Below are 840 nucleotides of genomic sequence, written 5' to 3' on the forward strand. Positions count from 1 at the left end.
CGGTTCTGTTGCATCTTTTGTGGTCTGGCGCGATCGGGGCCAAGCTGGGGTATGTCACGACGACAGCTGGCGAAACTCCGGACGGATCTGACCTTCAAAGGTCGGCAGTTTACGGCGGAGGTGATCCTCTGGGCAGTGCGCTGGTACCTGATGGTCCCGATCAGCTACCGCGACCTCGAACTCATGCTGCAGGACCGCGATGTCAGCATCGCGCACACCACCATCTTTCGGTGGATCCAGGCCTATTGCACCGGAGTTGGAGCGGCGGCTCCGGCCTTATCTACGCCTGTCCAACGGATCATGGAGGGTTGACGAGACCTATGTCCGGGTGAAGGGGCGCTGGATCTACCTGTACCGGGCGGTCGACAGCCGTGGGCAGACCATCGACTTCCTGCTCTCGGCCAGGCGGGATGCCGAAGTCGCGAAGCGCTTCTTCCGCAAGGCGCTTGGACAGCCACATAGAGTGAACCCGCGCACCATTGCGGTGGACAGAAATCCCGCTTACCCGTGCGCCACGGCAGAGATGAAAGCGGACGGCAAATTGTGGCGCTTCGCCCGCCTGCGACAATACAAGTTCCTGAATAGCATTGTGGAACAAGCCCACCGGCGTGTGAAGCGCCTGATCAGACCACGGCTCGGCTACAGCGGTTTCCATACAGCACGACGAACACTGGCGGGCTACGAGGCGATGGCGATGATCAGGAAGGAGCAGGTTCGGGATATCGGCGGACGAGACATGCGGGCCCAGGCCAACTTCATCAACGAGTTGCTTCTTCCCGCTGCCTGATTTGGCTACCATCGTGGCTATTCGCGGCTACCGACAATCTTCGCAACGGAACC

Annotated in this window: 1 pseudogene; it reads left to right on the plus strand. The window is 60.5% G+C overall.

The features are described 5' to 3' along the window. Positions 1 to 51: 51 nt before the first annotated feature. Positions 52 to 787, plus strand: a pseudogene (locus tag ACVMLK_RS21165) (IS6 family transposase). Positions 788 to 840: the final 53 nt, after the last annotated feature.

It is taken from the genome of Teichococcus aerofrigidensis (assembly GCF_054073225.1).